The sequence below is a fragment of the Rhodoferax potami genome, assembly GCF_032193805.1.
GTDB lineage: Bacteria > Pseudomonadota > Gammaproteobacteria > Burkholderiales > Burkholderiaceae_C > Allorhodoferax > Allorhodoferax potami_A.
On the sequence record NZ_JAVBIK010000001.1, the window covers coordinates 452,769 to 476,127 of the forward strand.

The 23,359-nt window shown below is 61.5% G+C and carries 24 protein-coding genes; 15 read left to right on the forward strand and 9 right to left on the reverse strand.

Annotation, left to right across the window (positions count from 1 at the left end):
* Nucleotides 1–26: 26 nt before the first annotated feature.
* The gene (locus tag RAE19_RS02185) at nucleotides 27–1,178 is read right to left on the reverse strand and encodes a transglutaminase-like domain-containing protein (protein WP_313873374.1); all 1,152 of its coding nucleotides are present in this window, start codon (nucleotides 1,176–1,178) and stop codon (nucleotides 27–29) included.
* 138 nt (nucleotides 1,179–1,316) lie between these two features.
* On the opposite strand from RAE19_RS02185, the gene dinG reads away from it, so the two are divergent.
* On the forward strand, nucleotides 1,317–3,476 hold the full coding sequence (gene dinG / locus RAE19_RS02190; RefSeq protein ID WP_313873375.1) for an ATP-dependent DNA helicase DinG: 2,160 nt from the start codon (nucleotides 1,317–1,319) through the stop codon (nucleotides 3,474–3,476).
* A 40-nt stretch (nucleotides 3,477–3,516) separates the two neighbouring features.
* On the opposite strand, the gene RAE19_RS02195 is transcribed toward dinG, so the two are convergent.
* Nucleotides 3,517–4,074, reverse strand: coding sequence for a DUF427 domain-containing protein (locus tag RAE19_RS02195; protein WP_313873376.1), 558 nt, complete (start codon nucleotides 4,072–4,074; stop codon nucleotides 3,517–3,519).
* Between the two features lie 126 nt (nucleotides 4,075–4,200).
* On the opposite strand from RAE19_RS02195, the gene RAE19_RS02200 reads away from it, so the two are divergent.
* Together RAE19_RS02200 and RAE19_RS02205 are read left to right on the forward strand one after the other, a co-directional pair.
* Nucleotides 4,201–4,884: a glycosyltransferase family 2 protein gene (locus RAE19_RS02200; RefSeq protein WP_313873377.1), complete on the forward strand. Its 684-nt coding sequence runs from the start codon at nucleotides 4,201–4,203 to the stop codon at nucleotides 4,882–4,884.
* 231 nt (nucleotides 4,885–5,115) lie between these two features.
* Nucleotides 5,116–5,250, forward strand: a complete 135-nt coding sequence (locus tag RAE19_RS02205) for a hypothetical protein (RefSeq protein ID WP_313873378.1) — start codon at nucleotides 5,116–5,118, stop codon at nucleotides 5,248–5,250.
* Nucleotides 5,251–5,276: 26 nt separating this feature from the next.
* Here RAE19_RS02205 and RAE19_RS02210 read toward each other — a convergent pair whose 3' ends face one another.
* Genes RAE19_RS02210 through RAE19_RS02220 form a run of 3 tightly spaced genes read right to left on the reverse strand, consistent with a single transcriptional unit; the run spans nucleotide 5,277 to nucleotide 6,584 of the window.
* The gene (locus RAE19_RS02210; protein ID WP_313873379.1) at nucleotides 5,277–5,621 is read right to left on the reverse strand and encodes a single-stranded DNA-binding protein; all 345 of its coding nucleotides are present in this window, start codon (nucleotides 5,619–5,621) and stop codon (nucleotides 5,277–5,279) included.
* A 2-nt stretch (nucleotides 5,622–5,623) separates the two neighbouring features.
* A complete protein-coding gene (locus RAE19_RS02215) occupies nucleotides 5,624–6,172 on the reverse strand; it encodes a lipocalin family protein (protein ID WP_430962504.1) in 549 nt (182 codons plus the stop codon).
* Nucleotides 6,173–6,224: 52 nt separating this feature from the next.
* Complete coding sequence (locus RAE19_RS02220; RefSeq protein ID WP_313873380.1) at nucleotides 6,225–6,584, reverse strand: DUF2237 family protein; 360 nt, start codon at nucleotides 6,582–6,584, stop codon at nucleotides 6,225–6,227.
* 135 nt (nucleotides 6,585–6,719) lie between these two features.
* On the opposite strand from RAE19_RS02220, the gene RAE19_RS02225 reads away from it, so the two are divergent.
* Genes RAE19_RS02225 through RAE19_RS02235 form a run of 3 tightly spaced genes read left to right on the forward strand, consistent with a single transcriptional unit; the run spans nucleotide 6,720 to nucleotide 7,605 of the window.
* Complete coding sequence (locus tag RAE19_RS02225; RefSeq protein ID WP_313873381.1) at nucleotides 6,720–6,896, forward strand: hypothetical protein; 177 nt, start codon at nucleotides 6,720–6,722, stop codon at nucleotides 6,894–6,896.
* A complete protein-coding gene (locus RAE19_RS02230; protein ID WP_313873382.1) occupies nucleotides 6,893–7,345 on the forward strand; it encodes a DUF3429 domain-containing protein in 453 nt (150 codons plus the stop codon). The genes RAE19_RS02225 and RAE19_RS02230 overlap by 4 nt, the downstream gene beginning before the upstream one ends.
* Nucleotides 7,342–7,605 carry a TIGR03643 family protein gene (locus tag RAE19_RS02235; protein WP_313873383.1) on the forward strand — a complete coding sequence of 88 codons (264 nt, stop codon included), beginning with the start codon at nucleotides 7,342–7,344 and terminating at the stop codon, nucleotides 7,603–7,605. Before RAE19_RS02230 ends, RAE19_RS02235 begins: the two co-directional genes overlap by 4 nt.
* A 58-nt stretch (nucleotides 7,606–7,663) precedes the next feature.
* Here RAE19_RS02235 and RAE19_RS02240 read toward each other — a convergent pair whose 3' ends face one another.
* On the reverse strand, nucleotides 7,664–8,440 hold the full coding sequence (locus RAE19_RS02240; protein WP_296507721.1) for a ferredoxin--NADP reductase: 777 nt from the start codon (nucleotides 8,438–8,440) through the stop codon (nucleotides 7,664–7,666).
* Between the two features lie 133 nt (nucleotides 8,441–8,573).
* On the opposite strand from RAE19_RS02240, the gene RAE19_RS02245 reads away from it, so the two are divergent.
* Entirely contained in the window at nucleotides 8,574–8,930 is a 357-nt protein-coding gene (locus tag RAE19_RS02245; protein ID WP_313873384.1) for a thioredoxin family protein, read from the forward strand.
* Here the strand turns inward: RAE19_RS02245 and RAE19_RS02250 are convergent.
* Nucleotides 8,909–9,448, reverse strand: coding sequence for a TlpA family protein disulfide reductase (locus tag RAE19_RS02250; RefSeq protein ID WP_313873385.1), 540 nt, complete (start codon nucleotides 9,446–9,448; stop codon nucleotides 8,909–8,911). The genes RAE19_RS02245 and RAE19_RS02250 overlap by 22 nt on opposite strands.
* Nucleotides 9,449–9,543: 95 nt before the next feature.
* Nucleotides 9,544–12,195 (reverse strand): alanine--tRNA ligase, encoded by a 2,652-nt coding sequence (gene alaS, locus RAE19_RS02255; RefSeq protein WP_313873386.1) that lies wholly within the window; start codon nucleotides 12,193–12,195, stop codon nucleotides 9,544–9,546.
* A gap of 253 nt (nucleotides 12,196–12,448) precedes the next feature.
* On the opposite strand from alaS, the gene RAE19_RS02260 reads away from it, so the two are divergent.
* A complete protein-coding gene (locus RAE19_RS02260; protein ID WP_313873387.1) occupies nucleotides 12,449–13,618 on the forward strand; it encodes a fumarylacetoacetate hydrolase family protein in 1,170 nt (389 codons plus the stop codon).
* Nucleotides 13,619–13,630: 12 nt separating this feature from the next.
* Here RAE19_RS02260 and RAE19_RS02265 read toward each other — a convergent pair whose 3' ends face one another.
* Nucleotides 13,631–15,049, reverse strand: a complete 1,419-nt coding sequence (locus RAE19_RS02265) for a PLP-dependent aminotransferase family protein (protein ID WP_313873388.1) — start codon at nucleotides 15,047–15,049, stop codon at nucleotides 13,631–13,633.
* Nucleotides 15,050–15,223: 174 nt separating this feature from the next.
* Between RAE19_RS02265 and gabT the strand changes: the two genes are divergently transcribed.
* The 7 genes from gabT to RAE19_RS02300 all read left to right on the forward strand — a co-directional run bounded on the left by gabT (nucleotide 15,224) and on the right by RAE19_RS02300 (nucleotide 23,356).
* Nucleotides 15,224–16,516 carry a 4-aminobutyrate--2-oxoglutarate transaminase gene (gene gabT, locus RAE19_RS02270; protein ID WP_313873389.1) on the forward strand — a complete coding sequence of 431 codons (1,293 nt, stop codon included), beginning with the start codon at nucleotides 15,224–15,226 and terminating at the stop codon, nucleotides 16,514–16,516.
* 33 nt (nucleotides 16,517–16,549) lie between these two features.
* Nucleotides 16,550–17,644 (forward strand): ABC transporter ATP-binding protein, encoded by a 1,095-nt coding sequence (locus RAE19_RS02275; RefSeq protein WP_313873390.1) that lies wholly within the window; start codon nucleotides 16,550–16,552, stop codon nucleotides 17,642–17,644.
* Between the two features lie 46 nt (nucleotides 17,645–17,690).
* Nucleotides 17,691–18,722, forward strand: coding sequence for an ABC transporter substrate-binding protein (locus RAE19_RS02280; RefSeq protein WP_313873391.1), 1,032 nt, complete (start codon nucleotides 17,691–17,693; stop codon nucleotides 18,720–18,722).
* Nucleotides 18,723–18,749: 27 nt separating this feature from the next.
* A complete protein-coding gene (locus RAE19_RS02285) occupies nucleotides 18,750–19,991 on the forward strand; it encodes an ABC transporter permease (protein ID WP_430962505.1) in 1,242 nt (413 codons plus the stop codon).
* 11 nt (nucleotides 19,992–20,002) lie between these two features.
* A complete protein-coding gene (locus RAE19_RS02290; protein ID WP_313873392.1) occupies nucleotides 20,003–20,821 on the forward strand; it encodes an ABC transporter permease in 819 nt (272 codons plus the stop codon).
* A gap of 17 nt (nucleotides 20,822–20,838) precedes the next feature.
* On the forward strand, nucleotides 20,839–21,783 hold the full coding sequence (speB, locus tag RAE19_RS02295; RefSeq protein WP_313873393.1) for an agmatinase: 945 nt from the start codon (nucleotides 20,839–20,841) through the stop codon (nucleotides 21,781–21,783).
* 100 nt (nucleotides 21,784–21,883) lie between these two features.
* Nucleotides 21,884–23,356 (forward strand): NAD-dependent succinate-semialdehyde dehydrogenase, encoded by a 1,473-nt coding sequence (locus RAE19_RS02300; protein ID WP_313873394.1) that lies wholly within the window; start codon nucleotides 21,884–21,886, stop codon nucleotides 23,354–23,356.
* The last annotated feature ends 3 nt before the right edge of the window (nucleotides 23,357–23,359 follow it).

Below are 23,359 nucleotides of genomic sequence, written 5' to 3' on the forward strand. Positions count from 1 at the left end.
GCGAAACGAGGGGATCAAGGTACCTGTTAAGCCGCCAACTCTTTGGCGCTGATCTGGTACTTGAAGTCGTCCGGCGCGTAGGAGTCGAGGCGGCCGGCTGCAGTTTCGGCGGTGGGATACATCAAAAAGCCCAGCTTAGAGCCGCTGGACTGGGGCAATGCCACGTCGTGGGCCATGTTGTAGGCCATCCAGTTACCTTCCCAGCCGCCAAACAAGCCCTTGTTGACGGGCGCGACCAGCGGGTTGCTGGCGGACTTGATCCACTCCGGGGTTTCCTGGCGCATGACCTTGGCCACGTCGGCGGGGTCCATGCCCACCCAGCCGTAGCCTTTGAGGTAGACCTCGGCACGGCAGTGCTGCGCACCCTTGAGGCTGGCAGAGTTGCCACCCAACTCGCGGTAGCCGAACGCGCTGGGCGCCAGGCGCAGGCCATACACATCACGTGCGGGCACGCCGGCCGCCCGGCACAGGCCCACAAACAAGGCATTCAAATCGGCGCACTTGCCGCCCAGGTTACTGGTTTCCAGCATGGTTTTGATATCGCCTTCACCGCAGCCGCGCACCTTGGGTTCGCGGTAGGTGTTGGTGACGATCCAGTCGTAAATCTTTTGCACCTTTTCCACATCGGTTTTGGCGCCGCGGGTGGCTTCTTGCGCGGTGGTGCGCACGATGCCGTCCAGCGGCAGCAAATCGGTGGGCTGGGTCCAGTATTTCAGGGTGGCGGCGTCTTCTGCCACGGCGGTTTTCTGGCCCCAGTCTTGGGCGCGGCTGCGGGTACGGATGCGGCTGGTCAGCTCCACAAAGGGCTTGGCCTGGTCGGCGGCAAAGTCCACAAACAGCATGCGGGCGCCGGTGGCGTTGTCGTCTTCCATGCGGGCCGTGCCGTTGCTGGAATAGCTGCTCTCCAGGGACTGCTGCCACTCGCTATTGATAGAGGGCACGGGCAACCACAAACGGGTGGCGCCTTGGGGCTTGGCAATGTCGACGCGGGTAGTCACCTCAAAGGTGCGCCATGCAGCGGGCTTGGGGCTGAATTGGCGCTCGGTCGCTGCAGCCGTTTGTGCAAAATTGATAGCAGGCAGCGCAGCGCCAGCGAGGGCTACCGCCGAATTCTTCATAAATTGGCGGCGTGCAGCCTGGGGCTGTTTGCCGGCGACGATGGTGCTTTGATCGGACATGTTGAATTCTCCCCTTGGATGAACGGGCCGCATTCTTTGCACAGCAGCGGCGGCTGTGCAGCGGCAAGCGGGCGATTATCCCCTGCTGCCTGTATATTCAGCCCTCCTCTGCCGCAACGGCCCCACGCCTCTATCCCCTTGAGCTCCGATTTCTCCTCCCTGCCCCCTGCCAGCGCCGCCTTGGCCCAGCACGCCCTGCGCGCATTTGAGCAAGTAGTGGGCAGCACCAGCGGATTCAGGAGCCGCCCCGGCCAGCACCAGATGGCCGAAACCGTGGCCGCCACGCTGGCGCAAGCCGACATCGGCGAGCACCCCAACCCCACCAAAGCCATTGCGGTCATTCAGGCTGGCACCGGCGTGGGCAAAAGCGCGGCCTATGCCAGCACCGCGATTGCCATGGCGCTGGAGCGCAAAACTCGCGTCATCATCAGCACCGCCACCGTGGCCTTGCAAGAACAGCTGATGACCAAGGACCTGCCGGCCCTGGCCCGCAGCATGGACCAGCCTTTTGCCTACGCCCTGGCCAAGGGCCGCGGGCGCTATGTGTGCAAGGTCAAGCTGGAACGACTGGTGGGCAGCGGCGCAGTAGAGGACGATTTGTTTGACGACGACCTGCCGCAGCCCAAGGTCAGCGCCCTGTCGCAAGAGGCGATTGAAGAACGCCGCCAAGCCCTGTTTGAGGGCATGGCCCACAAGCTGGCGGTGGCCAGCTGGGATGGCGACCGCGACAACCTGGCCGACACGCCCGACCCACGCGACTGGTCGGCCGTGGCCGCCGAGCGCCACACTTGCACCGCGCGCCATTGCCCGCGCTACAAAGAGTGCAGCTACTACAACGCGCGCACCAAGTTGGCGGAAGCCAATGTCATTGTGGCCAACCACGACTTGGTGTTGGCGTCTTTGGGCATGAAGACTCTGCCCGACCTGGACAACTGCCTCGTGGTGTTTGACGAAGGCCACCACCTGCCGGCTGTAGCACTCGACCAGTTCTCGAACAGCATGGACCTATCCAACCTGCGCTGGCTCGACAAGCTGCCCAAAACCATGACCGAAGTGGCCGGCAAACTGGCCCTGCACTTGGGCGAAGACGTGCAGACGGTGACCAGCCAGCTCAAGGGCGCCCTCACCTCAGTAGCCCGCATGGCCATGGACTTGGTGTGGGCCCACACCGGGCAGGACGCCCACGGCGGCGGCAAAGACGGCACCTTGCGTTTTGCCAACGGCGTGTTGCCCGAAGCCTTGCACGAACCGGTACGACAAATCCAGTCGCAGGCCACCGGCCTGTCCAAAGCGCTGGAAGCACTGGGCTTAGACGTGAAAGCCATCGCCAAAGACGACCCCAGCCAGGCGGTACTGTGCGCGCAGCTCTATGCCCAGTTGGGCGGCATTGCGCCGCGCTTGGGCAGCCTGGTGAGCACCGCCAATTTGCTGCTGGAGCATGGCGACCAGCCCTTGGCTAAATGGTTGCAGGCTGAGAGCGCCAACGGCTACCTGACCATGACCGCGCACGCCTGCCCCATCGTGCCCGGCGATTTGTTACGCCAGTTTTTGTGGAGCCAGGTGCGCGGTGCGATCGTCACAAGCGCCTCGCTCACTAGCTGCGGCAGCTTTGACTACTTTTTGAAAGAAGCCGGCTTGGCTAACAAGCCGTATGTAACTGCGCTGGAAGTGGCCAGCCCCTTCAACTACGCCAAGCAAGGCAGCCTCACGGTGGTGCACACCCAGGCAGACCCCAAGCACGCCGAGGCCTACACCGCCGAGGTAGTGCGCGCGCTCATGGAAGACCTCGAACAGGTCAAACGCGGTGCGCTGGTGCTCTTCACCAGCCGGGCCCAGATGCGCACCGCTTCTGAGGCTGTGCCCGGCCACACGATGGACATGGTGCTGGTGCAAGGCACCCAGTCCCGCACCCGCCTGTTGGCCGCCCACGCCGAACGGGTGGAGAGCGGGTTGCCCTCGGTGCTGTTTGGCCTGCAGAGCTTTGGCGAAGGCTTGGACTTGCCCGGTGCCTTGTGCGAGACCGTGTTCATCGCCAAGCTGCCTTTTGCCCCGCCCAGCGACCCGGTGGACGAAGCCCGGGCTGAATGGCTGCGCAGCGTGGGCCGCGACCCGTTCAACGAACTGGTGATCCCCGCCACCGGGGTGAAGCTGCTGCAATGGACCGGCCGCGCCATCCGCACCGAAGAAGACCGCGCACAAGTCATCTGCTACGACAAGCGACTCACCCAAACCAGCTACGGCAAGCGGATGCTGGCCGGATTACCGGCGTACAAGCTGGGAACGCGGACGCTGGTCTAAGGAGCCCAAACTGCGAGGACGCTTCACGCCCACTCAGCACTTACCAACCGTTGCTGCCGGGTTCGCCTTTGAAGGGCCCGGTCAACTCTGGCGTGATCCACCCACCATAAAAACCACCCGGCTGCGCCAGCACCTTGGCTGCACCCACGGTGCAACTGAGTTCGTGCGCGTAAAAGGCAATGCACTCAGCCAAGGGCTCGGCCCCCTCCAGGGGCTGCGGGTAGCTCCACGCAACCCGCTCCAGGCGGCGCGCACCATCGACCAGATCCCAATACTGCGCAGGACCCTTCCACTCGCAGAACGAGCCACCGCCTGCCGGACGCAACAACGACCGCTCAACATCCGCCAGTGGCAGGTAAAAAGTCGGCGGGTGGGCGGTCTCTCTGAAGGCCCATGCGGCGCGGGTTCGAGCGATCTCCAGACCGCCCCAAACCACCAGAACCTCGCGGACTTCACGCACCAGCTCCGGTGGCCGAGGGAAATCCCATACCGAGGTTTGCCCCTGTGAAGGAATATCGGCAAACGGCGGGCGGTCTGCGCCTCGCCAGCGCCATTGCGCGCGGGCTCGCGCGAGGGTGTCGAGATCTTTGTCGGTCATCGAAGAATCTTAAATGGCATGGTGCGCCTCAGCAGTAGGGCATGGCAAAGCCCCGCTCCCTAGCACGCTCCCGAATTGACCTTTGTCACCGTTATTGCATGGCCATGTGCTCTACTTGCTCGCACCATGATCACTGTTGTTATCGCCTCTTTCAAGTACGGCCACCTTGCAGCGCACTGTATTGAGTCGCTGTTGTCCCAAACCCGCGCTCCGGCGCGGATTTTGTTTGTCGATGATGGCGCGATGGACTGCGACCATCTCCCTGCGCTGTACCCCAGTGTTGAGTATGTGTTGCGCCCAGCCAACCTCGGTACGGTCAACAACTTCCAGGACATGCTGTCGCGTGTGAAAACTGAATATGTGTTGTTCATAGGCGCTGACAACTGGCTGCGCTCGGACGCGATTGAACTGCTCTCCGACGCCACGACCGATATCGTGACCTATGACATCGTGGTGACCGGCGAGCTCAAACACGAAATTCTGACCCGGGTGCCCGGTCAGACAACGCCGCATTTGGGGGATTTGTATTGGGATCGCCAGGCACAACACCATGGATCCATGCTGTATCGCACCGCGTTTGGCCAGCGGATTGGTTACCAAAGAAGGTTCGAGGACGGTGAACACCCGCAAGAAGACTGGAATTTGTGGGACAAGATGCTGGAGCAACAAGCCACGGTGGCCAGCCTCAAAGAAGGCTTATTGTTCTACCGACGGCACCGGGAAAACCATCTGAAATACCCGTGCAGCGAACGGCCTGCCCAAAAGCCCAATCACGCGCAGCAGGCTGCCCGGAGCGCCATGCTGGTTTGAGTTTGGATCCACAGACACCAAAGACCCATGGGCCGTATCAGGCGCCTTCTCCAGCAAGAGCATGTTCGGGTTCTGCCCGCGGACCTGATCTGCCCGCTGTGTGAACGCAAAATTCCACCCAGTCAGCGCGATGCGCATCATTTGGTTCCGAAGTCGAAAGGGGGCAGGCACACGGAATACCTGCACAGGATTTGCCACAGACAGATCCACGCCCTCTTGACGGAGACTGAGTTGGCTCGTCAGTTCAACTCCGTAGACGCGTTACTGACGCATCCCGATGTGGCCTTGTTTGTGGCCTGGGTGAAAACCAAGCCTGACGACTTCATGGAGCGAACCCGCAAGAGTCAGCGCATTCGTCCCAAATGATCCGCATCCATCGGTTACCGCGGGTATCACCGCGCGTCTTTCCCCTGCTCTGCCAACGTTTGCTGCTTGCGTGCTGCGTGATAGGCCGTCAGCACCTGTGTGGCCACCATATCGAGCGCAGGGCGGGTATTGCCTTGCTTGTCGGTCCACACCTTGGGGGTGAGCGCACCGGCCAGGGCAAGGGCATCGCCATCGTCCAGGGCCATCAGGGCGGCGCTGGCCTCGGTGGCAAAAGCAATCACGTTGACGATCAGGCTCTCGCCGTCGCCTGAAGTGGCTTTGACCTTGGCCAATGCAAAGCGGGTGCCGTTTTTCCCCTCACGGGTCTCTGCCAGGCCTACGAGGTGGCCGGCAATCAGTCCGTCAATCATGCTCACTCCTGGGGGCTCAGTTCCAAACGTTTCAGATCAAACCCCTGCTGACCCAACCGGGTCAGCAGGGCCTGGTATGTCGCCGGCTCTACCTTGGGGCTGCGGGACAGCACCCACAAGTATTCGCGCTTGGGCTCGCTCACGGCCACCAACTGGTACTGCGGATCCAGATCAATAACCCAGTAGTCACCCCACACCATGGGCAGGAAAGACAGCCATGCGGGCGCAAAGCGCACTTGCAGCTTGGGCGAGTTGACAGCGCCTACTTGGCGGGCAGCCCCCAAAGCCTCGGTCGTCTGGCCATCCGCGGTGACACATCGGTTCAGCACCTGCACAGAGCCGTCCGGCTGGGCTTGGTAGTCGGCGCGGGTATTGCGCACGCACTTTTTTTGAAAGGTGTTGGGGTACTTGGCGATCTCGTACCAGGTGCCCATGTAGCGGGGCACATCGAGCGACGCAATCGGCTGCAAGGCCGTTGGCTGGGCGTGGGCCATGGCAGTCCCCATGGCCAGGATTGCAGCACCACACCAATTAAGCAATAGGTTTTTCATGGGGGCAGTATGCACGGGTGCGCGGCCCGCATCTGGGCTGCAGCGAACAGTTTTACAAGGCGTATTCCCGAAGTTGCTCCAGACTGACCCGCTCCAGCGCTTTGGCGTGGGTCGCCTCGAGGTGCACGGGTGGCGCTACTCCGGCCTGGAGCGCTTCCAGCCAGCGGTTCACGCACAAGCACCAGCGGTCCCCGGGGCGCAGCCCCACGAAGCGGTATTCCGGGCGCGGCGTGCTCAGGTCATTGCCGCGCTGCAGCGAATAGGCCAAAAAGTCTGCAGTGACCTTGGCACACACCACATGGGTGCCATGGTCGTGCGCATCCGTATTACAGCAGCCATCGCGGAAGAAACCGGTCAGCGGGTCAAACGAGCAGGCTTGCAGGGCAGTACCCAAAACATTCAGGGCGGACATTCTCGACTCGCTTTCAGACAACAAACAATGGCCCCCAAGGACACGGGGGGGCGCCGATTCCCACAAAATACAGGGCATCGAATGCTGCCACAGCGGCAAGCAACTTTTGTACTTACGGCTATTCAGGACCCGACCATGGACAACGACGACGAACGCTGCTGCGGAACCGGCACCTGCATCATCAATGACGAGGGCCTCTGCTGGTGCGGCCAGCAATGGAATGGCACCGCCATGTGCCGCCCCGGGTCTGCAGAACAGGCAACCCCTGCCAGCCAACCGATAGACCCAGACGCAGAGGACGGCGGACCATGACAGCAACAACCCCCTCGGCCCCCCTGCCCTTGCCACGGTGGGCTGCCCGCTTGGGCTATGCCGGTGCATTGCCTTTTGTGGCGCTCGCCGCTGCGACATGGCTGGCGCCCACCGCCTACCGCGGCCACGCCGCGTCAGCCTTGCTAGCCTACGGCGCCACCATCGCGAGTTTCATGGGGGCCATCCATTGGGGATTGGCCATGCGCGGGGCGCTGACGCCTCAACCGGGCCCGTTTGTGTGGGGGGTTTTCCCCAGCTTGGTGGCATGGGTAGCCCTGCTGCTGCCTGCAGCGCAGGGCCTGGTCACACTGGCTCTGTTGTTGGGCATGTGTTTGGCGGTAGACCGCCGCAGCTACCCTGCCTACGGCTTGTCACCCTGGCTACCGATGCGCCTCCACTTAACCTTGGCTGCGGCTGTCAGCCTGCTGGTCGGGAGCTTGGCGGTATGAACCGGCTCCACGTGGCCTTGAGCGAGTCAGATATTTCACGCATCGTGGAAATGGCGTGGGAGGACCGCACCGCGTTCGAGGCGATTGAAGCGCAGTTCGGTCTGAATGAGTCGGCGGTGGTGGACCTGATGCGCAAGCACATGAAAGCCAGCTCTTTCCGGATGTGGCGCAAGCGCATGGCAGGCCGCACCACCAAACACCTGGCTTTGCGATCACCGGCTGTGCAACGGCACCGCGCCAGCCACACCCGGCAGGCATAAAAAAAGGCCTGCAAGCAGGCCTTTTTTGCTACAGCAGGGCTCTTTGAGCCACCGGTGTTTATTGCTCGACGAACGCGCGCTCCACCACATAGTCGCCCGGGGTGGTGGTGTTGCCTTCCTTGAAGCCTTTGGCATCCAGAATCTCGCGCATGTCCTTGTTCAAGCCGGGGCTGCCGCAGATCATGATGCGGTCTGTCGCGGGGTCCAGCGGGGGCAAGCCCAGGTCGGCCGGCAACTGGTTGGATTCGATCAGCGTCGTGATGCGGCCTTGATGCTCGAATGCCTCACGGGTCACCGTAGGGTAGTAGAGCATTTGCTTGCTGACCATTTCACCCAAAAACTCGTGCTTGGGCAGCTCGTTCTTGAAGTAGTCGTAATAGGCCAGCTCTTTGACTTCGCGCACACCGTGCACCACGATCACTTTTTCAAACTTTTCGTAGGTCTCAGGGTCGCGGGCCACGCTCAAGAACGGTGCCAGTCCGGTACCGCTGCCCAGCAGGTACAGGTTTTTGCCGGGCAAGAGGTAATCAATCAACAAAGTACCGGTGGGCTTGCGGCCGATCACAATTTTGTCGCCGACCTTGATGTGCTGGAGCTTGGAGGTCAGCGGGCCGTCTTGCACCTTGATGCTCAAAAATTCGAGGTGCTCTTCATAGTTGGCACTCACGATGGAGTACGCGCGCAGCAGCGGTTTGCCGTTGTCTTGCATCAGCCCGATCATGGTGAAATGGCCATTCGAGAAGCGCAGCGCAGGGTCACGCGTGGTGGTAAAGCTGAACAGGCGGTCTGTCCAGTGGTGTACGCTTAAAACTGTTTCTTCCAGAAATGCACTCATGGGGGCCTTGATTCAGGGTCGGAATGGGGAACACCGGTTCGGCCACAATGGCCTAGGGCGAAACCCTATATTGTAAAACTTCATACCCCTGCAGCCTGTTATATCGATATTGATTTGAGTCATTAGCCAGCGCATGTCATTTCCCACCGATCTCCCTACCCCCGACCTGCTGGTCGTTTGCCTGTGCGCCCAGTGGTGCGGCACCTGTACTGAATACCAACCGCTGTTCACCGCTCTGCAGTCCGAGTTTGCCGGGGCCAAGTTTGTATGGGTGGATGTCGAAGACCAGTCCGACCTGGTCGACCCGATCGAAGTCGAAAACTTCCCGACGCTTTTGGTGGCCCAAGGACAGAGCGCCCGCTTTTTCGGAACCGTGACGCCCCACCTCGACACCTTGCGCAGACTCATCAGCTCGAGTGCCAGCGTCGACGCTGCCGCGGTGAAGGACGCTGAAGTGCAGGCTTTGGTTCAGCGTTTGCGCGCTGGCTGAAGCAAGGGGCGCCAGAGCGCCTCGCCCTCTGCACCTGCCCAATCCAGGGCTCCACGCACCGTGGCACGCGGGACACCATCACGGTCGATCAGCACGGTTGAAGGATAGATGCGCACGCCCCAGGCGCGGGCCGTATCGCCTTGCGGGTCGCGCAACACGGGCAAGCTCAAGCCGCTGATTTGCACGAAGCGTGCAATCGCCTCAGGGCTCTCCTTGAGATTGATCGTCAACACCGCGAGCTGCGCCTGTTCACGCGCCGCAAGTGCTTGCAAAGCCGGCATTTCGGCGCGGCATGGCTCACACCAACTCGCCCAGAAATTCAGCAATACAACTTTGCCGCGCAGTGACGGCAGGCTCCACGGCTGCCCTGTCTGATCAGCCGCGGGGATGGCTGGCACACCACTTTTTGCGGGCCAGGCTTGCACATCGAACCCGGGGCCTGTACCCGCCGCACCGGCAGCCCAAGCCGATGAGACACAGACACCCGCCCCCACAATGAGCAGTTGACGACGACGCATCGGTATTTTCATAAAAAAGAGCTGCTAGCGCAGATACAGTGTGCGCGAGCAGCTCTCAATTTGATAGCAGATTAAACCGTGCTAGATCAAAGCCCTTAGAGCTTGGCGCTTACCCAGGCTTGCACACTGGCCAGTGCACCGGCCAGCTTGGCCGGCTCGGTACCTCCCGCCATGGCCATGTCAGCCTTGCCGCCGCCCTTGCCACCCACTTGGCCAGCCACAAAGTTGGCCAGCTCACCGGCCTTGACTTTTCCTGTGGTGTCGTTGGTCACGCCGGCTGCGATCTGCACCTTGTCGCCATCCACCGCGCCAAGCACGATGACCGCGGTCTTGAGCTTGTCCTTGAGCTTGTCCATGGTGTCGCGCAAGGTCTTGGCGTCAGCGCCTTCGAGCTTGGCGGCCAGCACCTTGACGCCGTTCACCTCTACTGCGGTGCTCACCAGCTCGTCGCCCTGAGCGGAGGCCAGCTTGCCCTTGAGGGCGGCGATTTCTTTTTCCAGCGCCTTGACCTGGTCCACCATCTGGCCCAGGCGGTTGCCCAACTCGGCCACCGGCGTTTTGAGCGTCGCAGCGGCAGCGCTCACGGTGTCTTCCAGGTCCTGCAAGTAGTTCAGCGCGTTGGTGCCTGTCACCGCCTCGATACGGCGAACACCAGCGGCCACGCCGCTCTCGCCTACCACCTTGAACAGGCCGATATCACCGGTGGCGTGGACGTGCGTGCCACCGCAGAGTTCGCGGCTGGAGCCGATGTCCAGCACCCGCACGGTCTCACCGTACTTTTCGCCGAACAGCATCATGGCGCCGGTTTTCTGAGCCGACTCGATATCCATCACGCGCGCTTGGGCAGCAGCGTTGGCCAGCACTTCCGCGTTCACGATAGCTTCAATCTGGCGGATCTGTTCGTCAGTAACTGGCGCGTTGTGCGCGAAGTCAAAACGGGTGCGCTCGGCATTCACCAGCGAGCCCTTTTGCTGCACATGCTCGCCCAGCACTTCGCGCAGGGCTTTGTGCATCAAGTGGGTGGCGCTGTGGTTGCGCACCGTGGCGGCGCGCTTGGCGGCGTCCACATGGGCGGTCACGGCATCGCCCACCTTCAGGGTGCCGGTTTTGAGCGTGCCGTGGTGACCGAACACATCGGCCTTGATCTTCTGGGTATCGCCCACTTCAAACAGGCCGGCATCCGAGAACACTGCGCCCTCGTCGCCCACCTGGCCGCCGCTCTCGGCGTAGAACGGGGTGGTATCCAGCACCAGCACGCCGTCTTGACCTGCCTTTAGCTCGCTAACCAGCGTGCCGTCTGCGTAGAGTGCTACGATTTTTGCAGCTTGGGTCAGGTGCTCATAGCCCACGAAGGTGTTGCCGGCGCCGGTGTATTCCAGCGCCTTGTCCATCTTGAATTTGCCGGCTGCGCGACCCTTGGCCTTTTGCGCTTCCATTGCGGCGGTAAAACCGGCGCTGTCCACCTCAACACCGTTTTCGCGGCACACGTCGGCCGACAAATCGAGCGGGAAACCATAGGTATCGTGCAACTTGAAGGCCACTTCACCGGGCAGCACTTTGACGCCGCCAGCCAAGGCTTCGTCCAGGATCTGCATGCCGGTGGCCAGGGTCTCAAAGAAGCGCTCTTCTTCCACACGCAGCACTTCGGTAATGCGGGCCTCTTGCGACGCCATGTGGGGGTAGGCAGCGCCCATGACCTGCACCAAGTCCTTGACCAACTTGTGGAAGAACGGCGTCTTCTGGCCCAGCTTGTAGCCGTGGCGGATGGCGCGGCGCACGATGCGGCGCTGCACATAACCGCGGCCTTCGTTGCTCGGGATCACACCATCGCTCACCAGGAAAGCAGTAGCGCGGATGTGGTCGGCAATCACGCGCAAAGACTTGTTGCTCAAGTCGGTGCAGCCAGTTTCGCGGGAAGCGGCTTTGATCAGTGCATCGAACAAGTCGATCTCGTAGTTGCTGTGCACGTGCTGCAGGATGGCAGCCAGGCGCTCCAAGCCCATGCCGGTGTCCACGCAAGGTGCGGGCAGCGGGGTCACGGCACCGGTCTCGTCCATGTTGAACTGCATGAACACGTTGTTCCAGATTTCGATGAAGCGGTCGCCGTCTTCATCCGGGCTGCCGGGAGGGCCGCCGGGAATGTGGGCGCCGTGATCGTAGAAAATTTCCGAACAGGGGCCGCAAGGGCCGGTGTCGGCCATCATCCAGAAGTTGTCAGACTTGTAGCGGCCACCCTTGTTGTCGCCAATGCGGATGATGCGCCCCTCAAGCTTCACGCGCTCTGGCGTCCAGCCGGCCTTCACGAAAATGTCTTCCCAAATGGCGTGGGCCTCGTCGTCTTCCTGATAGACGGTGGCGTACAGCTTGTCGGCAGGCAGCTTGTAAACCTGCGTCAGCAGCTCCCACGCCCACTGCAGCGATTCACGCTTAAAGTAGTCGCCAAAGCTCCAGTTGCCCAGCATCTCGAAGAAGGTGTGGTGGCGGGCGGTATAGCCCACGTTCTCCAGATCGTTGTGTTTGCCGCCGGCGCGCAGGCAGGCCTGCACTGAGGCCGCACGCACGTAACTGCGCTTGTCAGAGCCCAAAAACACATCCTTGAACTGCACCATGCCCGAGTTGGTGAACATCAGGGTGGGGTCGTTACCCGGTACCAGCGGGCTGGACGCCACGACGGTGTGCCCCTTGGAGGCAAAGAAATCGAGGAAGGTTTTGCGAATGTCGGCAACACTCATTACGGGCTGGGTCATGACGGAATTTCTTCGAGTGGTGGATCAATAGAACTCATTATTATCGCCGCCCGGGCCAACGAACTGACCGCCACTAAGGTGTTATCGGGTTAGGGGGCAAATTGCCACGAACAACGCCTTTGAGTGCCACGAGCCCTTAGGCGACGATGCAATCGCGAGCTAACATGAATAGGTACCGCAGGACCACGCACAAAGACCCACTTTGCGCTGCCCGTTTTACTGCCTGTGGCCTAACGTGCCCCAATAAAACTTTATGCAACTCACACCCGAGAACACCCTGCCAGCCGATGCTGACCACGCCACCTTGCTGGGCCGCATCTGGCGGCCCGAGCTGCAAGGCCCCAGCGTCGTGACGGTGCGCGACGGCATGGTGATCGACATCAGCGCCAGCTACCCCACGGCACGTGATGTGTGCGAAACCGCCGATCCGGCCCGCGCCTTACGTGCGGCCCTAGGGGAAAAGGTATGCAGTGTGCAGAGCCTGCTGGCCAATAGCAGCGCCGCCAACCGCGACACCGCATTGCCCTGGCTGCTGGCGCCCTGTGATTTGCAAGCCATCAAGGCAGCCGGAGTAACGTTTGCCACCTCCATGTTAGAGCGGGTGATTGAGGAAAAAGCCCGGGGCAACCCGGCTGCAGCAAGCGCCATCCGCACCGAAATCCAGTCGCTGATCGGCGACGACCTGTCCCAACTCAAACCGGGTTCCGAGCAGGCGATGGCGCTCAAACAAGTGCTGATTGCTCAAGGAGCCTGGAGCCAGTACCTTGAAGTCGGCATCGGTCCTGATGCGGAGATTTTTACGAAAGCACCGGTGCTGGCCGCTGTGGGCTGCGGGGACGATGCGGGTTTGCACCCGGCTTCTCAATGGAACAACCCCGAACCCGAAGTCGTACTCACGATTAACTCGCGCGGCGAAGTCGTGGGCGCCACACTGGGCAACGACGTGAACCTGCGTGATGTGGAGGGCCGCTCAGCGCTCTTGCTCGGCAAAGCCAAGGACAACAATGCTTCGGCTTCGGTAGGGCCCTTCATTCGCTTGTTTGACGAAGAATTCACCATCAACGACGTGCGCAGCGCTGAACTGACATTGCGTGTGGAAGGCGCTGACGGTTTCGTGATGGATGGTTACTCGTCCATGGCCCGTATCAGCCGAGACCCGCTGGACCTTGCTGCACAAATGATAGGCCCCCACCACCAATACCCGGACGGCGCGATGCTGTTTTTAGGAACCTTGTTTGCGCCCGTCAAAGATAGAGATGCGCCGGGCAGCGGCTTCACCCACAAGCTGGACGATGTGGTCACCATCCACAGCACCAAACTGGGCACTCTGCGCAACCGCATGCGGCACTGTGACCAGTGTCCGCCCTGGACATTCAGCGCATCCCACCTGATGCGCAACCTCGCACAGCGCGGCTTGCTGTAAGCGCCGCGCGCCTCAGGCGTGCTCGGCGCTTTGCCCCACCAGAATGCGCTGGTCCAGAAAGCGCCACAAACGCTCGTCCGCGCAAAACGCCACATTGAAGCGAAGCCAGCCGGTGGGCCGGGGCTCCACCAAGAACAACTGGCCGGGCCCTAACATGATGCCCTCTTGGGTCGCAGACTGCGACAGCACGGCGCTGTCCGCGATGTCGGGGTGGCGTGCCCACAGGTACATGCCGGCCTCGGGCTCATGGAATATCTCAAAGCCCAGGCCCAGCAGCCGGCGGCTCACCTGGCGATGCGCTTCACCCAAGCGGTCCCGCAGCGACTTCAGGTGCTTGCGCCAACGGCCATCGGTAATCGCGCCAAAGGTGATGCGTTCGGCGATGTCGGAAGACGTCAGCCCTGCAATCATCTTGAGCTGCACAAACTGGGCCGACAAATCCGGCCGGGCCAGCAGGTAGCCCACGCGCAGGTTCGGTGAAATGGTTTTGGAATAGCTGCCCACGTACACCACCCGGCGCAGCTGGTCCAAACTGGCCAGTGTGGTGCGCGAGGTGGCATCCATGTCGGCATAGATGTCGTTTTCGACCAGCACGAAATCGTGCATCTCGGCCAGTTGCAACAGGCGGTGCAGCTGGGCAACTGAAGCCACCGAGCAGGTGGGGCTCTGCAAACGCGGCTGTGTGAAAAAAGCCTTGGGCTTGCGCGTGGTCAGGATGGACTCCAGCGCGGCGAGATCGTAACCCGTGCCGGTACGCGGAACCCCCACTACATCCACGCCCCAGACACGCAGCATGAACAAAAGATTGGGGTAACCGGGGTCATCCACCAACACGGTGTCACCGGGCTTGAGCAGGCAGCGCGCCACCAGATCCAGCCCCTGGCTGGAGCCATGCGTCAGCAGCACCTGGCCGGCGTCTGCCGAGATTTGGTGTTCGGCCAACGACTCCGCAATGATCATGCGCAAGGCCATGTGACCGTAAGGCAAGCCATAACCATCCATTTCGGAGCCGTCGCTGGAGAGCTGGCGCATGCTGCGGCGCACCGCGTCGCCAAACAACCAGTCGTGCGGCAACCAGCCGCAACCAGGTTTGAGGGGCAGGTTGCGGTTCTCGAAAATCTGCTTGAGGTACCAGCTTGCATCAAAACGGGGCGTTTCTGCCTCGCGAGCCGGTACACCGATGCTGCCGCCCTCTTCCCGGCGCTTCACAAAAAAGCCGGAGTGCGCGCGCGAAACCAGCCACCCTTGGGCGACCAAACGGTCATAGGCCTCGACCACCGTGAACACACTGACGTTGTGGGTGACCGCGAATGCGCGAATAGAGGGAAGCTTGCTCCCGGGCTTCAGCACTTGGCCCGCAATCAGCCCGCGCAGTCCGTCCACGATCTGGCTGACCAGGGGGGTTGCGATGTCGGGGCTGAGTGTAAGCATGGCGCGATCGTAAGGCAGGCGAGAGGTGCAGCAAAAGTGCACCAATCTAGGGAAACTCTGTACAGGATTTTAGACCTGCACAGTGTCTCGAAACTTTCATCATTGTGTACATGGTTGTTTGTGTGAACGGTTCCTATAGTTCTGCCACCCGTTCAACTACACCGGACCCCATTTATGCAAGCTGATCGCCAAGTTCTCAATGCCGCCCTTTATGCCCGCCGTCAATCTGCCGTTGCACGCGGTGTCGGTCAGGCCCACGAGATTTTCATCAAGAACGCCCGCAACTCCGAGTTCTGGGATGTGGAAGGCCGCCGCTTCATCGACTTCGCCGGTGGTATTGCGGTGCTGAACACCGGCCACCTGCACCCCCAGGTGATTGAGGCCGTCAAGGCCCAGCTCGACTTGTACACCCACACCTGCTTTCAGGTGATTGCCTACGAACCCTACGTCGAAGTGTGCGAGCGCTTGAACGCCATGGCGCCCGGCAACTTTGCCAAGAAGAGCCTGCTGCTGACCACCGGCGCCGAGGCCGTAGAAAACGCCATCAAGATTGCCCGCGCTTACACCAAACGCCCCGGCGTGATCGCCTTCACCGGCGGCTACCACGGCCGCACCAACTTCACGCTGGGTCTGACCGGCAAAGTGGCGCCCTACAAGCTGGGCTTCGGCCCCTTCCCCGGCGAAGTGTTCCACGCCCTGTTCCCCAATGAACTGCATGGCGTGAGCGTGGCGGATGCCCTGCACTCGGTGGAGCTGATCTTCAAGAACGACATCGAGGCAGAACGTGTGGCTGCCTTCATCGTCGAACCCGTGCAAGGCGAAGGCGGCTTCTACGTGGCGCCTCCCGAGTTCATCTCCGGCCTCAAGGCGCTCGCTGACAAGTACGGCATTTTGTTGATTGCCGACGAAGTGCAAACCGGCGCCGGCCGCACCGGCACCTGGTTTGCCTGCGAGCAGTGGCCTGTGGCTCCTGATTTGATTACCACTGCCAAATCGTTGGCGGGTGGATTCCCCTTGTCCGGCGTGGTTGGCCGTGCAGATGTAATCGATGCACCCGCCGCAGGCGGCTTGGGCGGCACCTATGCCGGCAGTCCGGTGGCTTGCGCCGCGGCACTGGCCGTGATGAAGGCCTTTGAAGAAGAAAAACTCCTGCAGCGCAGCCAAGACATGGGCGCTTTCCTGGTCGAAAAGCTCAAGGCCATTGCCACCAAGGTACCAGCCATCGGTGATGTGCGTGGCATGGGCGCCATGGTCGCCATCGAGTTGTTTGAAGGTGGCGATGTGCACCGTCCTGACGCGGTGTTGACCAAGAAGGTGGTCACAGAGGCTGCACGCCGCGGGCTGATCCTCCTGTCTTGCGGTACCTACGGCAACGTCATCCGCATCCTGGTGCCCTTGACCGCTCCCGACGCGCTGCTCGAAGAAGGCTTGGCCATTCTGGCTGACAGCTTTGCTGCCGTGGCCTGATCGCCTTTTTTGAATCTGCTTCTCGAAGAACACATGTCCTCTACTGAACCCTTGGTGCGCTTTAGCGGCGTACAAAAAACGTACGACGGCGAACAGCTGGTGGTGCGGGAGCTGAACCTCGATATCCAGCGCGGTGAATTCCTGAGCCTGCTCGGACCCTCGGGCTCCGGCAAAACCACCACTCTGATGATGCTGGCCGGGTTCGAGTCCCCCACAGCAGGCGACATCCTGCTCGACGGCAAGCAGATCACCCGCACCCCGCCGCACAAGCGTAACTTCGGCATGGTGTTCCAGAACTACGCGTTGTTCCCCCACATGACGGTGGCACAAAACGTGGCCTACCCGCTCACCGTGCGCAAGGTCCCCAAAGACGAGCAAGAAAAGCGCGTGCAAAAGGCCTTGGACATGGTGCGCCTGACCGGCATGGGCGAGCGCCTGCCCACCCGCCTCTCGGGCGGCCAGCAGCAACGCGTGGCACTCGCCCGCGCGCTGGTGTTCGAGCCCCAACTGGTGCTGATGGACGAACCCCTGGGCGCCCTTGACAAACAGTTGCGGGAACACATGCAACTCGAACTCAAAGAGTTGCACCGCCAGCTGGGTGTGACCTTCGTGTACGTGACCCACGACCAAGGCGAAGCCTTGACCATGAGCGACCGTGTGGCGGTGTTCAACGAAGGCGTGATCCAGCAACTGGCCGATGCCCAAAGCCTCTACGAGGCCCCCAGCAACCGTTTTGTGGCCGGCTTTGTGGGCGACAGCACAGTGCTGCGCGGCACATTGGGTGGTAATGCTGATGCACCATGCATTGAGCTCGGCCAAGGCCAAAAGCTGGCGGGCATCAATGTCAACAACGCAGCCACCGGCGCCATGGTCGAGGCCTGTGTGCGACCCGAGCGGATTGCGCTGCATTTACAGGCGCAGGCCGGGCTGAACACGGTAGCCGCCCAAGTGGCCGGCATTGTGTATTACGGCGACCATGTGCGCCTGCAATGCGCACTGGGTGCTGGTCAGGCGCAAGCCACAGTGAAACTGCCGCTCACCCACGCGTGTGCCCTCACGCCGCCCGCTATGGGCAGCACGGTGCACCTCGAGTTTCCGACCCCGTTTACGCGCATTTACGCGCTCTGAAGTTCCCCCCCCTGTCCCTTCCTCAACTTATCTAGGAAATTTCTCCATGAAAAAAAGCCTGATCGCTGCTGCCTCTGTGGCTGCCTGCTTCGCGATGAATGTTCAAGCCCAAGACGCCATCACCGTGGTGAACTTCGGCGGCGCCAACGCCAATGCCCAAAAGGCCGCTTACTACGAGCCGGTTGCCAAAGAAGGTATCAAGGTCACTGCTGTTGAGTACAACGGCGAGCAAGCCAAGATCAAGGCCATGGTGGAAACCAAGAACGTGACTTGGGACCTGGTGGAAGTGGAGTCTCCTGACGTGGCCCGCGGCTGCGACGAGGGTCTGTTTGAAAAGCTCGACTACAGCAAAATCGCGCCCAAGGCCGACCTGTTGCCGTCTGCAGTCACTGAGTGCGGTGTCGGCCTGTTTGTGTGGTCTACCGTGATGGCCTACAACGGCGACAAGCTCAAAAAAGCCCCCACCAGCTGGGCCGACTTCTTTGACACCACCAAGATCCCCGGCAAGCGCGGCATGCGCAAAGGCGCCCGCTACAACCTCGAATTCGCCTTGCTGGCCGATGGCGTGAAGCCCGCTGACATCTACAAGGTACTGGCTACCAAAGACGGCGCAGAGCGCGCCTTCAAGAAGCTGACCGCGCTCAAGCCCAACATCCAGTGGTGGGAAGCCGGTGCCCAGGCGCCCCAGTTCCTGGTGGCTGGTGATGTGGTCTTGTCCACCGTGTACAACGGCCGTATTGATGCCGCCAACCGCGAAGGCCGTAACCTGCAGATCTACTGGCCCGGTGGCATTTATGACCTGGACTACTGGGTCATCCCCAAGGGCACTGCCAAGAAAGACGCTGTCTACAAGTTCCTGAACTTCGCCATGAAGCCCGAGAACCAAGCGGTTTACGCCCAAAACATCGCCTACGGCCCGACCAACAAGAAGGCTCTGGCCAAGCTGAACGCCAAGGTACTCGCCGACTTGCCCACCTCGGACAAGAACGCCAAGGAAGCCTTGCAGTTCAACACCACCTTCTGGGCTGACCAGGGCGAAGCTCTGGAAAAGCGTTTTGCTGCCTGGGCCACCCAGTAATCCGTAGACCGTCAGGAGCCTGAACCCATGACCATGCAAGCCAGTGCCATCCAGCCCCCGGGCGATCTCCGTGCGGCACTCTCCCGTGCGGAGTCCCGCCGCAAATGGCGGGCCTTCAGCCTGACACTGCCCTTGCTGGTGTTTTTGCTCCTGACCCTGTTGGTTCCTATCGCCGCGCTCTTGATGCGCGCGGTGGAGAACCCCGAAGTCGCCAAGGCCCTGCCCACGACAGTGGAGGCCTTGGCCGAGTGGGACCGCACGTCCCAACCCCAAGCAGCTGCCTACGCGGCCTTGGTCAAAGATTTATCGCAACTGCCCGACACGGCAGATGCCGGCGCCTTGGCGCGCCGCTTGAACTCTGAAGTGCCCGGCGCCCGCTCGCTGATCATGGGTGCCTATAAGGCCTTGCCCATCGAAGGTGATGCCGATACCGTGCGCCAGCAGCTGCTCGATAAAGACGCCCGGTGGGCCGAGCCTGAGTTCTGGCAAGCGATTGCCAAAAACGGCTCCCGCTGGACGCCCGACTACCTGCTGGCGTCGGTAGACCTGAAACGCGATGCGCAGGGCCACATCGAGCGCATGCCCGAAGACCAGCGCGCCTATGGCGGCATATTGGCGCGCACCTTCCAGATCAGTTTTGTGGTCACCTTGCTGTGCCTGCTGCTGGCCTACCCGCTGGCCTATTGGCTCTCCACCCTGCCCGAGCGCAAAGCCAATGTGCTGATGATTCTGGTGCTGGTGCCTTTCTGGACTTCCATCCTGGTGCGTGTGGCTGCGTGGATCGTGTTGCTGCAGTCTGAGGGTCTGGTCAACGGTGCACTGCTGGGCATCGGTGTCATCAGTGAGCCATTGGCGCTGCTGTTCAACCGCACCGGCGTGATCATCTCCATGGTGCACATCCTGCTGCCCTTCATGATTTTGCCACTTTACAGCGTGATGAAGAGCGTGCCACCCACCTATGTGCGTGCGGCAGTGTCCCTTGGCAGCGCACCGCTGGCTGCCTTCATGCGGGTCTATGTGCCGCAAACCTTCCCGGGTGTGGGCGCTGGTGCGCTACTGGTGTTCATCTTGTCGATTGGCTACTACATCACCCCCGCCCTGCTGGGTGGCGCAGATGACCAGATGCTGAGCTACTACATCGCCCGCTACACCAACGTGGAAGTCAACTGGGGCATGGCCTGCGCTTTGGGCGCCTTGTTGCTCGCCACCACGCTGGTGCTCTATGGCGTGTACCGCCGCATCGGCAAAGCAGACCTGGCCTTGGCGTAAGAAAGACATCCATGTTCAAACTGCCTGAATTCCCCCTCTACTTCACGCTGGCCGACAAGGCTGGCTGGTGGCTGCTGCGCATCGTGTGTGTGCTGGTGCTGGGCTACTTGCTGGCGCCGATTCTGGCCATCATTCCGCTGTCGTTTTCCAGCAGCTCGTTTTTGACCTACCCGATCCCTGGTTGGTCGACCAAGTGGTACAGCCACTTGTTCACCGCGCCCGAGTGGTCCAACGCCATGCGCAACAGCTTCATCGTGGCGCCCGCCGCCACCGTGATTGCCACCGTGCTGGGCACACTGGCCGCCGTGGGCTTGAGCCGCACCGAGTTCCGTTTCAAGGGCCTGCTCATGGCCTTCTTGATCGCGCCGATGGTGGTGCCGGTGATCGTGATCGGTGTGGCCACCTACCTGTATTTCGCGCCCCTGGGTCTGAGCGACAGCTATGTGGGCCTGATTGCGGTGCACGCCGCCATGGGTGCGCCTTTTGTGCTGACCACGGTGCTGGCCACCCTGGCCAACTTCAACCACAACCTGGTGCGCGCCTCGCTGAGCCTTGGCGAGACACCGTTCAACACTTTCATGCGCGTCACATTGCCGGTGATTGCCCCGGGTGTGATTTCGGGCGCGCTATTCGCCTTTGCTACCTCGTTTGACGAAGTGGTGGTGACCCTGTTCCTGGCTGGCGCTGAGCAGACCACCCTGCCGCGCCAGATGTTCACCGGCATCCGCGAAAACATCTCGCCCACGATTGCAGCGGTGGCTACCTTGCTGATCCTGTTCACCACCGCCATGTTGCTGGTGCTGGAATGGCTGCGCGGCCGCAAAGCCTGACCCTGAGCCCCAACCGTATGGATTTGAACCAACCTCTCTCCGGCAATGCCATGCCGCGCTTCGGCGGCATCGCAAGCATGATGCGCCTACCGGTTGCCGCATCCGCCCAAGGGCTGAATGCGGCTTTCATCGGTGTGCCGCTGGACATCGGCACCAGCCACCGCCCGGGGGCACGTTTCGGCCCGCGCCAGATCCGTGCCGAGTCCTGCCTGCTGCGCCCTTACAACATGGCCACCGGCGCCGCCCCGTTTGATGCCCTGCAAGTGGCGGATCTGGGCGATGTGCCCATCAACACCTACTCCCTGCTGAAGTCCGTAGACATCATTAAGGCCTATTACTCCGAGGTGTTGGGCCACGGCTGCATACCACTCACCCTAGGTGGGGACCACACCATTGCGCTACCCATTCTGCGGGCCATGGCAGCCCAACACGGTCCGGTGGCGATGGTGCATGTGGATGCGCACGCCGACGTGAATGAAGACATGTTCGGCGAGCGCATTGCGCACGGCACCCCCTTCCGCCGCGCGGTGGAAGAGGGCCTGCTCGATTGCAGCAAGGTCACCCAGATTGGCTTGCGCGGCACCGGCTACGCGGCCGATGATTTCGATTGGCCGCGCCGCCAAGGCTTTACGCTAGTGCCCGCCCACGAGGTGTGGCACCACTCCTTGGCCCCGGTGATGGAGCAAGTGCGCCAGCGCGTGGGCAACACCCCCTGCTACCTGAGCTTTGACATTGACGGCATTGACCCTGCCTACGCCGGCGGTACCGGGACGCCGGAAATCGGCGGGCTGACCGTGCCCCAGGCGCTGGAGATCATCCGGGGTTGCCGTGGGCTTAATATTGTTGGGGCAGACTTAGTGGAGGTATCACCGCCCTACGACACAACCGGCAACACCGCCTTGCTAGGGGCCAACCTGTTGTACGAGATGCTGTGTGTGCTACCCGGGGTGCCGGTGCGCTGACTGCCGGCTACACACCTGAATTTGCTACGTTTTTCATAGCTACTCGCGCAGGTTTTATGTGCGCTAGCAGCCCATTTTGTTTGAATTTTGAGGAGACACCATGTCCACATCGCCGCTTTCCCTGTTGAAAGACCCCAGCCTGCTCAAGACCGATGCGCTGATCAATGGCCAATGGGTCAAGGGAGCCAGTCGCTTTGCGGTGACCGATCCGTCCAACGGCCAGCACCTCGCCGATGTGGCCAACCTCGGTGCCGCAGACGCGGAAGCCGCCATCGCCGCCGCCAACGCCGCTTGGCCCGCCTGGAAAAGCAAGACTGCCAAAGAGCGCAGCATCATCCTGCGCAAGTGGTTTGATTTGCTGATGGCCAACCAGGAAGACCTGGCCCGCATCATGACCGCCGAGCAAGGCAAGCCGTTTGCCGAGGCCAAGGGCGAAATTGCCTATGGCGCCAGCTTTGTGGAGTGGTTTGCCGAAGAAGCCAAGCGCGTCAACGGCGAGACCCTGCCCCAGTTCGACAACAACCGCCGCCTGATGGTCATCAAGCAGCCCATCGGCGTGTGCGCAGCTATCACACCGTGGAACTTCCCGCTGGCCATGATCACCCGCAAGGTGGCGCCTGCGCTTGCCGCCGGTTGCCCGGTCATCATCAAGCCCGCGGAACTCACCCCGCTGACTGCGCTGGCAGCCGCCGAGTTGGCCATCCGCGCCGGCATTCCGGCCGGTGTGCTCAACATGATCACCGCCGACAGCGACCAGTCGATTGCCGTGGGCAAGGTCATTTGCGCGAGCGATGTGGTGCGCCACTTGAGCTTCACCGGCTCCACCGAAGTGGGCCGCATCCTGATGGCGCAAAGCGCGCCTACGGTCAAAAAGCTGTCGTTGGAATTGGGTGGCAATGCCCCCTTCATCGTATTCGACGACGCCGATGTGGACTCTGCGGTCGAAGGCGCTCTGGCCAGCAAGTACCGCAACGCCGGCCAAACCTGCGTGTGCGCCAACCGCTTCTATGTGCAAGCCGGCGTGTACGACCAATTCGTGGCCAAGTTCAGCGCCAAGGTCAAGGCCATGAAGGTCGGCAACGGCTTTGAAGACGGCGTGGTGCAAGGTCCGCTGATCGAAGACGCGGCCATCGAAAAGGTCAAACGCCACGTGGCAGACGCTGTGGCCAAGGGCGGCAAGGTAGAAACCGGCGGCAACGCCCTGCAAGGCCAGTTCTTTGAGCCTACCGTGGTGTCCGGCGCTACTGCTGACATGCTGTGCGCCCGCGAAGAAACCTTCGGCCCTTTCGCCCCGGTGTTCAAGTTCACCACCGAGCAAGAAGCCATTGATGCGGCCAACGCCACCGAATTCGGCCTGGCCAGCTATTTCTACAGCCGCGACATCGGCCGCATCTACCGTGTCGGCGAAGCGCTGGAGTACGGCATGGTGGGCGTGAACGTGGGCATTCTGGCCACCGAACACGTGCCTTTCGGCGGCGTCAAGCAATCCGGCCTCGGCCGCGAGGGCTCGCACTTTGGCATGGACGACTACATCGAAGTCAAGTACCTCTGCCTGGGCGACATCCTCAAATAAGCC

Bases quoted from the DNA above. Each gene is read 5' to 3' on its own strand.
- RAE19_RS02185 (WP_313873374.1), bottom strand. From the start codon at position 1,178: ATGTCCGATCAAAGCACCATCGTCGCCGGCAAACAGCCCCAGGCTGCA.
- RAE19_RS02195 (WP_313873376.1), bottom strand. From the start codon at position 4,074: ATGACCGACAAAGATCTCGACACCCTCGCGCGAGCCCGCGCGCAATGG.
- RAE19_RS02200 (WP_313873377.1), top strand. From the start codon at position 4,201: ATGATCACTGTTGTTATCGCCTCTTTCAAGTACGGCCACCTTGCAGCG.
- RAE19_RS02210 (WP_313873379.1), bottom strand. From the start codon at position 5,621: ATGATTGACGGACTGATTGCCGGCCACCTCGTAGGCCTGGCAGAGACC.
- RAE19_RS02215 (WP_430962504.1), bottom strand. From the start codon at position 6,172: ATGAAAAACCTATTGCTTAATTGGTGTGGTGCTGCAATCCTGGCCATG.
- RAE19_RS02220 (WP_313873380.1), bottom strand. From the start codon at position 6,584: ATGTCCGCCCTGAATGTTTTGGGTACTGCCCTGCAAGCCTGCTCGTTT.
- RAE19_RS02225 (WP_313873381.1), top strand. From the start codon at position 6,720: ATGGACAACGACGACGAACGCTGCTGCGGAACCGGCACCTGCATCATC.
- RAE19_RS02230 (WP_313873382.1), top strand. From the start codon at position 6,893: ATGACAGCAACAACCCCCTCGGCCCCCCTGCCCTTGCCACGGTGGGCT.
- RAE19_RS02235 (WP_313873383.1), top strand. From the start codon at position 7,342: ATGAACCGGCTCCACGTGGCCTTGAGCGAGTCAGATATTTCACGCATC.
- RAE19_RS02240 (WP_296507721.1), bottom strand. From the start codon at position 8,440: ATGAGTGCATTTCTGGAAGAAACAGTTTTAAGCGTACACCACTGGACA.
- RAE19_RS02245 (WP_313873384.1), top strand. From the start codon at position 8,574: ATGTCATTTCCCACCGATCTCCCTACCCCCGACCTGCTGGTCGTTTGC.
- RAE19_RS02250 (WP_313873385.1), bottom strand. From the start codon at position 9,448: ATGCGTCGTCGTCAACTGCTCATTGTGGGGGCGGGTGTCTGTGTCTCA.
- alaS (WP_313873386.1), bottom strand. From the start codon at position 12,195: ATGACCCAGCCCGTAATGAGTGTTGCCGACATTCGCAAAACCTTCCTC.
- RAE19_RS02260 (WP_313873387.1), top strand. From the start codon at position 12,449: ATGCAACTCACACCCGAGAACACCCTGCCAGCCGATGCTGACCACGCC.
- RAE19_RS02265 (WP_313873388.1), bottom strand. From the start codon at position 15,049: ATGCTTACACTCAGCCCCGACATCGCAACCCCCCTGGTCAGCCAGATC.
- gabT (WP_313873389.1), top strand. From the start codon at position 15,224: ATGCAAGCTGATCGCCAAGTTCTCAATGCCGCCCTTTATGCCCGCCGT.
- RAE19_RS02275 (WP_313873390.1), top strand. From the start codon at position 16,550: ATGTCCTCTACTGAACCCTTGGTGCGCTTTAGCGGCGTACAAAAAACG.
- RAE19_RS02280 (WP_313873391.1), top strand. From the start codon at position 17,691: ATGAAAAAAAGCCTGATCGCTGCTGCCTCTGTGGCTGCCTGCTTCGCG.
- RAE19_RS02285 (WP_430962505.1), top strand. From the start codon at position 18,750: ATGACCATGCAAGCCAGTGCCATCCAGCCCCCGGGCGATCTCCGTGCG.
- RAE19_RS02290 (WP_313873392.1), top strand. From the start codon at position 20,003: ATGTTCAAACTGCCTGAATTCCCCCTCTACTTCACGCTGGCCGACAAG.
- speB (WP_313873393.1), top strand. From the start codon at position 20,839: ATGGATTTGAACCAACCTCTCTCCGGCAATGCCATGCCGCGCTTCGGC.
- RAE19_RS02300 (WP_313873394.1), top strand. From the start codon at position 21,884: ATGTCCACATCGCCGCTTTCCCTGTTGAAAGACCCCAGCCTGCTCAAG.